The organism is Rheinheimera sp. (genome assembly GCF_036568245.1).
Lineage (GTDB): Bacteria > Pseudomonadota > Gammaproteobacteria > Enterobacterales > Alteromonadaceae > Alishewanella.
Genome location: NZ_DATCSY010000299.1, coordinates 1 through 11,167, shown reverse-complemented (window position 1 = coordinate 11,167; position 11,167 = coordinate 1). Strand labels below are relative to the sequence as shown.

The 11,167-nt window shown below is 49.4% G+C and carries 10 protein-coding genes and 1 pseudogene; 3 read left to right on the top strand and 8 right to left on the bottom strand.

The window, feature by feature from the left end; all coding sequences use genetic code 11:
- Together VIN66_RS13525 and VIN66_RS13520 are read right to left on the bottom strand one after the other, a co-directional pair.
- Nucleotides 1-570: pseudogene (locus VIN66_RS13525) on the bottom strand (S9 family peptidase); the annotation flags it as partial.
- 181 nt (nucleotides 571-751) lie between these two features.
- Nucleotides 752-1,360, bottom strand: a complete 609-nt coding sequence (locus tag VIN66_RS13520) for an FMN-dependent NADH-azoreductase (protein ID WP_331924470.1) — start codon at nucleotides 1,358-1,360, stop codon at nucleotides 752-754.
- A gap of 184 nt (nucleotides 1,361-1,544) precedes the next feature.
- Here VIN66_RS13520 and VIN66_RS13515 point away from each other — a divergent pair, with 184 nt between their 5' ends.
- A complete protein-coding gene (locus VIN66_RS13515) occupies nucleotides 1,545-2,195 on the top strand; it encodes a sigma-70 family RNA polymerase sigma factor (RefSeq protein ID WP_331924469.1) in 651 nt (216 codons plus the stop codon).
- Nucleotides 2,179-2,853 carry a ChrR family anti-sigma-E factor gene (locus VIN66_RS13510; RefSeq protein ID WP_331924468.1) on the top strand — a complete coding sequence of 225 codons (675 nt, stop codon included), beginning with the start codon at nucleotides 2,179-2,181 and terminating at the stop codon, nucleotides 2,851-2,853. Before VIN66_RS13515 ends, VIN66_RS13510 begins: the two co-directional genes overlap by 17 nt.
- Before the next feature lie 57 nt (nucleotides 2,854-2,910).
- Here VIN66_RS13510 and VIN66_RS13505 read toward each other — a convergent pair whose 3' ends face one another.
- Together VIN66_RS13505 and fadR are read right to left on the bottom strand one after the other, a co-directional pair.
- Nucleotides 2,911-5,148 (bottom strand): aminotransferase class V-fold PLP-dependent enzyme, encoded by a 2,238-nt coding sequence (locus VIN66_RS13505; protein WP_331924467.1) that lies wholly within the window; start codon nucleotides 5,146-5,148, stop codon nucleotides 2,911-2,913.
- Between the two features lie 129 nt (nucleotides 5,149-5,277).
- The gene (gene fadR / locus VIN66_RS13500; protein ID WP_134055500.1) at nucleotides 5,278-5,994 is read right to left on the bottom strand and encodes a fatty acid metabolism transcriptional regulator FadR; all 717 of its coding nucleotides are present in this window, start codon (nucleotides 5,992-5,994) and stop codon (nucleotides 5,278-5,280) included.
- Between the two features lie 170 nt (nucleotides 5,995-6,164).
- Between fadR and dsbB the strand changes: the two genes are divergently transcribed.
- Entirely contained in the window at nucleotides 6,165-6,701 is a 537-nt protein-coding gene (gene dsbB / locus VIN66_RS13495; protein ID WP_331924466.1) for a disulfide bond formation protein DsbB, read from the top strand.
- A 65-nt stretch (nucleotides 6,702-6,766) separates the two neighbouring features.
- Here the strand turns inward: dsbB and VIN66_RS13490 are convergent, their stop codons facing one another.
- The 4 genes from VIN66_RS13490 to VIN66_RS13475 form a co-directional block, all read right to left on the bottom strand.
- Nucleotides 6,767-7,822, bottom strand: coding sequence for an alkene reductase (locus tag VIN66_RS13490; protein WP_331924465.1), 1,056 nt, complete (start codon nucleotides 7,820-7,822; stop codon nucleotides 6,767-6,769).
- A 31-nt stretch (nucleotides 7,823-7,853) separates the two neighbouring features.
- A complete protein-coding gene (locus VIN66_RS13485; RefSeq protein ID WP_331924464.1) occupies nucleotides 7,854-8,183 on the bottom strand; it encodes a helix-turn-helix transcriptional regulator in 330 nt (109 codons plus the stop codon).
- 97 nt (nucleotides 8,184-8,280) lie between these two features.
- Nucleotides 8,281-9,495: a serine hydrolase gene (locus tag VIN66_RS13480; RefSeq protein WP_331924463.1), complete on the bottom strand. Its 1,215-nt coding sequence runs from the start codon at nucleotides 9,493-9,495 to the stop codon at nucleotides 8,281-8,283.
- A gap of 24 nt (nucleotides 9,496-9,519) precedes the next feature.
- Nucleotides 9,520-11,167: methyl-accepting chemotaxis protein (locus tag VIN66_RS13475; RefSeq protein WP_331924462.1), on the bottom strand; the 1,648-nt coding region annotated here is incomplete at its 5' end.

The following is an 11,167-nucleotide window of genomic DNA, read 5'->3' as shown; positions in this document are numbered from 1 at the left end:
GACCAGCTCTATACGCTGGCCGGTTGCCAAATCGTGTGTATACCAACTCCAGCCTTCGCGGTATACCAGCCGGCCATCCAGTAAAAACTCTGGTGAGTTTTGTGCGGCATTATCGCGCGTCAGCTGTGTCAGCTCTCCGTCAGTTACACGGCGAACAAATACATCGCCTTCAAATACATATGCCTGCATACTGCGATCGGCGTTATAACTTATCTGGGCTGAGCCAATCTGATGTAACTGCGACAAAGGTACCAGGGTGCCGTTGCCAGCATCGGCCAGTGGCCTTGAGTACCAGTCGCGCAGTTCACTGCGTTCTCTTTTACGTTCAAAATAGACTTGCTGGCTATCTAACGACCAATGCGCTTCTTCCGGCTGACGCCCAAGCCAGTCAGGATCTGCCATAATTTGCTCTAAACTCAGCTTAACAGCAGGATCAGCATTATAAACCACCGGGACACTAACTGGCTCAGTAGGGTAATTCAGCGCTTCAGTATTTTTGGCCTGCAGAGGGCCCGCCAGCGTCAGCGTGCAAAAAGCCACTGCCAGCACAGAGTAACGAATTTGAGGCATAGTTAAGTTCTTATATTGAAAATGACGCCCTGTTATACAAAGCATCGACAGCTAACGCAACTCTCATCAAACCGGATGCGGCTGACTACCTGACATATAAGATTAACAGTGATAAAAAAGCCGGCCTGAAAAGGCCGGCAAAACAGCGTGAATATCAGAGATTCAAACAGCTGTGGAGAAGTTAAGCTGCAATGTTAGCGCTGATTTGCACCAGACGCTCTTTGGCTGCGGCTAATGCCGCCTGCTGCGCGTCAGTTCCCATATTAAGTCCTTCAGCGTAAACAAAATGTATATCTTTTAAGCCGACGAAGTTCAGGAATAACTGTAAAAATGGTGTCTGGCTATCCGCAGGTGTACCCTGATACACGCCACCACGGGTTGCAAAAACGACTACAGGTTTGTCGTCCAACAACCCTACCGCGCCCTGCTCTGTATATTTAAACGTAATGCCGGCACGGGCGATACGATCCAGTAATGCTTTCAACTGTGATGGAATACCAAAGTTATACATTGGCACACCCAATACAATCACATCGGCAGCCTTAACCCGGGCAATAATGTCATCAGAAATCGCAGCCAGCGCCTGCTGGGCTTCACTGCGTTGGTCTTCCGGAGTCATCCAGGCTGCCATTTCTGTCATTGCCAGATGCGGTACCGGTGTCTCATTTAAATCCAGTGTATCGACAGTGACACCGCCTTGTGGCAACTGCGCTATAAATTGCTGCGCCAGTTGCACTGAATGACCTTTGTCACCACTAATTGAACTACTGATAAAAAGTATCTTCTTCATAATCGCCTCCGCTTATTTGATATCACTATAATAAGGCAATTTTTTAGCAAAAAAATCAGAATAATACGCACAAAACATTCTATTTTTTGAGATTATAAAGTAAGATCCGCAATCTTTCAGACTGCGTATAAAGCGCTATACCAATACGGCAGCACAGCTAAATGCTTATTGCGGAACCTGAAATATGTTGAAGTTAACCTCGCCACCAAGGCATGATGAACGCCTTAATTCGAAAACGGATACCGGCACACCTATGACAGGGCAGGATCACACTCATCAGCAGTGGGAAGATGCACTTACTTTCGTTGCGTTAAAACGTGACCGCCAGGCCTACGCCGAACTGTTCAATTATTTTGCCCCCAGACTTAAAGCGTTTGGCATGAAAATGTTTGGTAATGAACAACAGGCGCTGGAAATGGTGCAGGACACAATGCTAAATGTCTGGAAAAAGGCAGCGTTGTTTGACGCATCCAGAGGCTGCGCTTCCACCTGGATTTTTACTATCGCCCGTAACGTGCGCTTTGACATGTTGCGTAAAAAGCAGAGCCGTAAAGACGATATCAGCGCTGATGATTTGTGGAATGGTGACTACCCCGAGTCTTATGCTGAAGATGCAGCTGACAACTGGGACATTCAGCTGTTGGCTGAAAAACTCGCTCCGCATTTTTCGTTGTTGCCGCCACCGCAACGCGAAGTTATTGAAAAAGTTTACCTGCAAGAGAAAACCCATCAGGAAGTATCAGACGAACTGGCTATTCCCCTGGGCACTGTTAAATCACGCATCCGCCTGGCGCTGGACAGACTGAGAGAGGCATTAGATGGCGCACGCAATTAAATATCATCCGGGTATAGCACTACTGGAGCAGTTTGCCGAAGGCTGTCTCAGTGCAGATGTTGCGCTGGCAGTTTCAGCACATATTGATTTGTGCCCGCACTGTCAGCAATTACAACGCGACATTACCACAGATCTGGCTGGCAGCTTAATGCAACAACGGGTGAAACCAGATCACACCGACTGGGACAGCATGCTAAACGATATTATGTCGCAGCAAGAACCCGCCCCTGCGCAAGCAGACATTCAAGATGCGCCTACACAAGTGCAGGTTGCCGGGCGCGAGTTCACATTACCCAGAGCACTACAACGTTTGGCGGCTAAACACGGTAAATGGCTGCAACTCGGTGGCATAGCAACAGCTAAAATTCCGGCTGGCGGTGACTATCATATTTCACTGCTGTATATCAGCAAAGATACTGAAGTGCCGCAACATACGCATCTGGGTTTGGAAATGACGCTGGTGCTGGCAGGTAAAATAGCAGATGAAAATGGAGAATATGGTGCCGGCGATTTACTGATTAACTCACCGGATGATACTCATACTCCGCACACACTGCCAGACGAAGATTGTTTGTGCTTGTCGGTACTGAGTGCACCACTGCAATTTAAGAAAGGCCTGACTCGCTTGTTAAACCCACTGCAGCAGTTCTTTTACTAAGTTTGTCGACAACCTGGCAGGAAGTCGTTGGCGCCGGTTAATACCGGCGCAGTTTTATCAGCAAAGTAATGCCGTGCCGCCTTTCAGATTGTATACCTGCGTAAACCCCAGGCGCCCGAGCACTTTACAAGCCACCAGGCTGCGATTACCAGAGCGGCATACCAATAGCAGTGGTTGCTGTTGTTCTAACTTACCACTGATAAGGGCATCCGCCAGCTTTGACAATGGGATCTCCGTCACCGGATAAGGCACTGGCAAATGCTGCGCTAAAGCACCGGCACTTTGCTCATGTGGCTCACGCACATCAATCACCTGCAAAGTGTCATGCTGCTGCATAAATCCGCCTAAGTGCTCCGGCGCGATAACATCGGTAGCGTCAGATAAGCTGACTTCAACCAAACCGCACAAATGCTGGCTTTGCTGCTGCAGTAATACGGCCTGCTGCTGCAACTGAGGCTGCCAGTCGCTGTCTGGCTTGTTTTGTAACAACGCCTGCAACAACGGTTGCTCGTGTCTTGCCAACGTCAGAGTAGTAAAAAAGCGCTGGGCATAATCATGGCTGGATAATACCAGCGTGTTATCTTCAAGTGTTGCGGCCAGCAACCGGATACTGTCTGCAAGCGCTGACATATCGCCGCCAGGCAGATCAGTCCGGCCAACCCCACCGGGTAAAATCAAGTCACCGGCGAAAGCAGCACACAATTGTTGCTCTTTGCGCAGCAGTATCGTCACGGCTTCCGCCGTATGGCCGGGAGTTGCCAGTTTTGTCAGCCGGTACGGCCCACAAGGCAGTTCTGTCTGCTGTTTTGGCCAGCCCAGCACATCACAGTCCTGATGTGACTCATCAGCACCAATCAAGGCAATGATTTCTCGCCTGGCTGACAAATGATCACGGTGCAAATGCGTATCAAGTGCTGCTTTTAACGTCAGGCCCTGGCCCTGAATAATATTGGCGATGCGACCTGCTAACGGCAACACCGGATCTATCACCACCGCATCTCGGCTGTCAGGACAAATCAGTATATAGCTACACAGGGCTTCATGCTTCAGCTGCAATAAACCACGGGCATGGATTTCCAGCGTCGGTGTGGCATCGGTCAGCACCAGGCAATGTTTGCAGACGACGTCAGCCAATGCCCTGATCGCATTGCAGGCCTGTAAACACTCGGCCTGCGTCATCGCCGGGCCGAACGATAACCGGATCGCGCCTTGGGAGCGCCAGGGCTCAAGCCCCATCGCATCTAATACGAAACTGCTGGGCACTTTAGAGCTACAGGCAGAACCTGAACTGACGCGGATACCGGCCGCATCAAACAAATCCATGATGTCTTTACTGTAGAAACCGGGTACTGAAAAGTTAACGGTGGTGGGCACTACGTAGGGCTCGGAACTGTTGAGCTTGAGCGCCGGAAATACATGCTTTAAGGCTGAAATCAGTTGATGCCGGTATTGCCACAGGACGGGTTCGGGCTGAAATACCGAACCCTGCGTTTTTGCCAGCTCACTAAACACTGCATGCAGCGCTGCGATACCCGGCAGGTTTTCAGTGCCAGAGCGTAAGCCACTTTCCTGACCACCGCCGGCAATAAATGGCTGATAAGGCGTGCCACGGCGTACATATAAAAAACCTATGCCTTTGGGAGCATAAAGCTTATGGCCACTGAACGGTGCATAATCAATAGTGGTTTGTGCGATATTAAGCGCCATCTTCCCAAGCGCCTGTACACAATCAACCATCCAGTACACTGTCGGGTTAACACTACGGATCAACTGCTCCAGCGCCACCAGGTCCTGTTTCACACCGGTCTCATTGTTTGCAGCCATCGTGCAAATCATTACCGCGGAAGCCAGATTGGCACGGATAAAGTCATAATCGAGCACGCCATACTGATTAACCGGAATGGCCATTACCGTTGCATTAAGCTGCAATACCTTATTCCAGTGTTTCAGGCTTTCCGGCACCGCCTTATGCTCAGTAGCGCCATACAGTAGTAGTGTTTTGGGGCCCGTTAATCCCCGCTCTCGGGCAGCCATCAGTGCTGAAACAATAGAGGTTTGAATGCCTTCTGTGGCACCGGAGGTAAAAACGATATCGCCAGTACTGGCACCAATCAGTTGCCTGGCCAAAGAGCGGGTACTCTCCAACTCTGCTTTGGCTTTAATTCCTGTAGCATGACTGCTACTGGGATTGCCAAAGCCCTGCTGCATCGCATGCATCGCGGCCTGTGCAGCCACCGCTAACACTGGCGTAGTAGCATTATTGTCCAGATAAATTTCGCGCTGCTGGCTGCTCATGCCCGGCCCTTTTTATAACCATAAGGAATATATTATTCCCTGCAATAATAACCGGCATCCCCGCCAGGCTCAAGTTTTTAGCGTAGCCCAGAAACAACAAACCGCCCTCAGGCGGTTTGTATTAACGAGTTATTCAACCAGATCTTTTGGGATCTGCGGCCTTAGTTCCGACCAGACCAGACCACTTTCTTTGCCGTATTTACGCACGGCAAACACCACTTCATCAAACTTACCATTTTCGGCGTACAGTTTAATCTGGTGATAATACTTACGCGCCAGCTCACGAGCTTGCGGGTGAGAAAAGTAAAAGCGGGCAATTTTGTTATACAGACCACGAAAACCATTAAGGATCAGCACATAAATCCGGTTAGCAGAATGCAGTGCCAGTTCGTGGTTCAGGTTATAGTCAAATTCAGCAAAAGCTTCGGCGGTATCTTCCAGCGCTTCAGCACCGGCAAAAATATCCACCACCTGCTGGGCATGGTTCTTAATAGCACCGCGAATGTAGATAGCGCTGATATTGGTACGGGCCGACAACAGCTCATCTACCAGCTCCGGCATTCTTTCTTCATCGAGCCGGGCCAGGGTTTCAAGTATATTTAACCCCGACGTTTCCCAGAAATTATTTACTTTAGTTGGCTTTCCATGCTGAATCGTTAACCAGCCATCGCGGGCCAGCCGTTGTAACACTTCACGTAAAGTGGTGCGGGTCACACCGATTAGCTCTGACAACTCACGTTCTGCAGGCAGTATTGAGCCTGGCGCAAATTTACCGTTCCAGATCGAGTCAACAATATACTCTTCAGCAAACCCGGCCGGGCTTTGCGCTTTTATCAGATTAGTCATGCGGATCTATCCGTCTTCTTGTTCAGAAATTTGCACTGATTGTACCAGAGCGCCAACAGTTAACAAGTCACCGCCTGAAAATAGCCATTGGTAACAGCCTGATTGTACATTGACAATAAATGCCGTAGATTAACGGCAGTTGACAAAAATCCCCGTCAGAAGGATAGAAAATGCTGCATTATTTCAAACGTTTATCTACTAAGCGCTGGGGCTGGGCTTTGGTAGTATTGTCATGTCTGATGTTGCTTGGTACCGCGCTGTATTTCCAGTATGGCCTGAACCTGCAGCCATGCATCAAATGTATTTATGTGCGTAGCGCCTTCGCAGGCGTATTGCTGGCCGGTATTATCGGGTTAATTGCTCCCGCTAATATGCTAATACGTGTTGTTGCTCTGCTTGGTATGTTTGCAGCGGCACTCTTTGGAGTTATGCAGGCTAATGAGCTGCTGGAGATTGAGAAACTGCTGGCCGAAGGAGGCTTTTTCAGCTGTGCTCTGTTTGCCGATTTTCCGCAGTGGATGCCGCTGGATAAATGGTTACCTTCTGTATTTGAACCCACTGGTAGCTGTGGCGATACCCGCTGGCAGTTCTTGGGCCAGAGCATGGCATTTTGGAGCGCGGTCTCACTGTGCGTTTATGCCGCTGTTGCAGCAATATTGCTGTTATCGCAGTTTGTCAGATTGAGCAATAACCCCTATCGCGGTTAACCACTCGCTAACGTGAGTTATAAGATTAAAAAAACCGGCAAATGCCGGTTTTTTGTTAATAACAGCTACTGTACCAAAAACGGATAATCGGTATAGCCCTCTTTGCCATTGGCATAAAACAGCTCTGGTTTTGCGGCGTTTAACGCTGCGTCAGCTGCAAAACGTTGCACCAGATCCGGGTTTGCAATAAAGGGTACGCCAAATGCAACTGCGTCGGCAATGCCGTCTGCCAGCGCTTGATTTGCTGATGCCTTATCAAACTTTTCGTTACTGATATAAACACCACCAAACTGCTGTTTTAACATGGGTCCCAGGCTGTCCGCAGCAAGCGCTTCACGGGCACAAATAAAGGCAATACCGCGCTTACCGAGCTCTTTGGCAACATAACCGAAAGTGTCAGCTCGTTGTGAATCCCCCATATCATGTGCATCAGCCCGTGGCGCCAGATGCATTCCAACACGGCCAGCCCCCCAAACGTCAACCACGGCATCGGTGACTTCCAGCATCAGACGGGCACGGTTTTCAATACTGCCACCATAATTGTCGCTGCGGGTATTGGTACTGTCCTGCAGAAATTGATCCAGTAGGTAACCATTAGCACCATGAATTTCTACACCGTCAAAACCGGCCAGCTTGGCATTCTCAGCCCCTTTGCGGTAGGCCTCGACAATACCTGCTATTTCCGAGGTTTCAAGCGCACGCGGGGTAACAAAATCTTTTTTCGGCCGCACCAGACTGACATGTCCGGCAGGTTGTATTGCACTTGGCGCTACCGGCAACTCACCGTTTAAATACAACGGGTCAGAAATACGGCCCACATGCCATAGTTGTAACATAATGCGCCCACCTGCTTTGTGTACTGCATCAGTAATTTTGCGCCAGCCTGCAACCTGAGCATCTGACCAGATCCCAGGCGTATCCGGGTAGCCCACGCCCATAGGAGTAACAGAGGTTGCCTCAGTCAGAATAAGCCCGGCAGTTGCGCGTTGCGTGTAATATTCGGCCATTAATTCGTTGGGTACGCGGCCTTCGCTGGCGCGACAGCGTGTTAAAGGCGCCATAATAATGCGGTTGGGTAACTGTAAATCGCCGATCTGTATTGGGTCAAATAAGGTTGCCATATCTATATCCTGTGCTGTTAAAACTGCTTATCTATAACTGATGACTGATTTGCGCCAGAAACTGTCCGATCATCACGTCATCCCGTTTAAAAAAATGCCACTGCCCGACTTTCTGGCTGTTGATAACCCCGGCACGCTGCAGCGTTGCCAGATGCGCCGACACCGTGCTTTGCGACAAGCCGGTTTGACGCTCTATTTTGCCGGCACAAACGCCGAGGCTAAGCGGATGGTCCTGATCAGCAAAATATTGCTCAGGCGTTTTCAGCCAATGCAAAATATTACGCCTTACCGGATGCGCCAGCGCCTTGATAATGTCGTCCAGCTGCTTAGCCGTTAATTGTGTAGTATCTGAAATTGCCATAACAAAATCGATTAATTCAAATATCGCGATAAAACGATATATGCGGATACAAAATATGTATTTCAACTGCCCGCGCAAAAATATTTTATGACCGCAGCTATTTATGACTGCTATCTGGGAAATATGCTGACAAGGCGCGTAAAAACGTATGTTCGTCCAAAGGGGCACGGTTTAATGGCTTGGCCTGGGCACTTAACATCACCACTACCAGCTGTTTATCGGGGTCAACAAATACATACTGGCCAAAAATACCTTCGGCAGCGTAACTCCGGCCATGCAGTGGCCACAACATGTAACCATACTCAACCTTTTTACCGTTAATCCTCTGCGCACTGCTGGCGGCATCAAGCCAGCCCTGTGGCAAAACCCGCTGCTGGTTAATAATACCGTCATGCAGTAAAAACAAGCCAAACCGGCCATAGTCCCGCATTGTTGCTGACAAACCGCTACCACCGATTTCCAGCCCGCCGGGCGATTCCAGCCACCAGCTGGCATCAGCCTGCATACCAAGTTTCGCCCAGATTTTCTCTGACAAATACTCCGCTACCGGCTTTCCTGTTGCCGCCTGCACCAGGGCGCCGGCAACCTGAGTCTCGCCGGTGCTGTAATTCCACACACTGCCGGGTTGTGCTGCACGCGGTAAAGAGGCCATCAAATCCAGAATGTCGCCCGGCTGCTGATTGATTTGCGCCTCCAGCATGCGTCTGCGGTCTGACGCCGGGTCGGTATAGGTTTCATTCCACGCTACCCCGGACCGCATCTGTAACAGCTGGCGCACCGTGACACCGTCATAAGCAGTGTTTTTAAAACGAGGCAAGTAATCCACAATAGGGTCATCGATATTTTTTATCGCGCCATCCTGTATCGCCGCACCTATCAGTGTCGCCGTCACTGATTTTGCCACCGACATCGACATCCAGCGTGTATGCTGGTCATTACCCAACTGGTATTTTTCAAACACAACCTCGCCGTGGTGTAAAATCAACATGCCGCTGACACGGTTCATTGACAACACATCGTACAAGTCATACTGCTTGCCATCGACATCGTAGGAGAACTGCTGCAGCGGATTTTTGCTCTGTGGTAACTCAAGTACTGTGTTGCCGCGCTTAACAATGCGGCTGGGAAATAAGCGGTCGATATTGCGAAAGGTGTTCACCTGAATATCGGGGTACAATTTGCCATCGTATACTTCGCGCACACTACCAATGGTTTCATTTGCATGGCGATAAGCTTGTTCGGCAACAGTAACGAAGCTGGCGAGCATCAGCCAGATAAACAGAAGTGCACCTTTGAACCTCAACGTATTCATAATGAGCGATATCCCCCAAATTATTTACATTTTAAAACTCTGTACCTGATCCTGTAGTAACTCAGCTAACCTGGCCAGTTCCTGACTGGTCATGGCGGTTTGCTCTGCACCAGCACTGGTTTGTACCGCAATGTCGTTAATACTAGTCAGATTGCGGTTAATATCCTCAACGACAGAGTTTTGTTCTTCCGCAGCTGAAGCTATCTGTGTATTCATATCATTAATCGCATTGATATCACGATTAACTTCCTCCAGCCGCTCACCTACCTGAGCAACTCTCTCTACACTGTCTTTTGCTTGTTGCAAACTCACTTGCATAGCTTGCTGAGCATTATCAGCACCGACCTGCAAACGCTCAATCATACTCTGAATATCAACTGTGGCTTCCTGAGTGCGCTGAGCCAATACCCTGACTTCAGCGGCAACGACTGCAAATCCGCGTCCTTGGTCACCAGCTCTTGCCGCTTCGATAGCCGCATTTAATGCCAGTAAGTTGGTTTGTTCAGCAATGCCACGAATGACATCCAGCACACCTGTGATATCACGGCTTTCGGTTTTCACCAGATCGACTGTTTGAGCTGTGCGGGTGGTGTGCTCTGATAGTTCCCTGATCAGTAATAAGGTTGCACTAACCTCTTTCTTGCCTTGCTCTGCACTATGATTAGCCTGGCCAGACATCTCTGCCGCTTCAGCAGTGTTGCTGGCAACATCTCTTACTGTCGTGCTCATTTCATGCATCGCCGTTACAACTTGTTCCGTGTCCTGCAATTGTTGCTGTATACCTTTGCTGGTTTGCAACGTTACCGCTGACGCTTGTTCTGCCGCAGTAGCAACCTGAGAGGCTGCGCTGCCGATTTCCGCCATGACCTGTTTAAGCTCATGACTCATATGATTCAATGCTGCAGTAATAGCCCCAAACTCGTCTCTACCCTGATATAAAGCTGAAGCAGTCAGATTGCGGACCGCTAGCTGCTGCAACGTATCGGTCACACAGGTAACAGCTAATTTGATATTGCTGACAATAAGGTATGTAACCAGAACGACCAGCAACAAACATACAAGCACAATACCGACTGATAGCAACAGCGCGCGATAAGCTTGCTGGTATTTGTCCTGCGCTAACAACGCTACGGTGGCAACTAACTCGCGCTCAACCTCGGCCATTTTATTTATGCGCCCGGTTGCCTTAGTAAACCAGGTTTCACTGCTAAGACCTATAGCCTGACCTTGCGGTGTTGCCAGAAGCTGCGCTTTCATTTTGGCTACTTCCGCCACAATGGGATCCTGCATCCTTCGTTCATATGCCGAAATTTGCTGTTCAGTTGCGACTAACCTGAACATAGACAAATAAGCATCAAACTCACCCGCATTCGAACTATACCGATGCAATAACGCCGCATCGGCATTATTCTGGCCCAAAGCAGCGCCAACGATTGCCCGCTCCCGCCCGGCTCGTTCTTTCATCTGCATAAAATGATTAAGCACTGTCATGCTTCGGATGGCATCAAGATCAACAATCCCTTCTTCGATTTGATGCATCACGGCAATTAAAGATGTAATAACCGCTGTGTATCTGCTACCTGATTCCACTCCGGTTAACGCAAGACTATCCACAGCATTTCGCAGCTCACTTCTGTCTGCCAGGTTTTGTAGTAACGTTGCCGGTATCAGT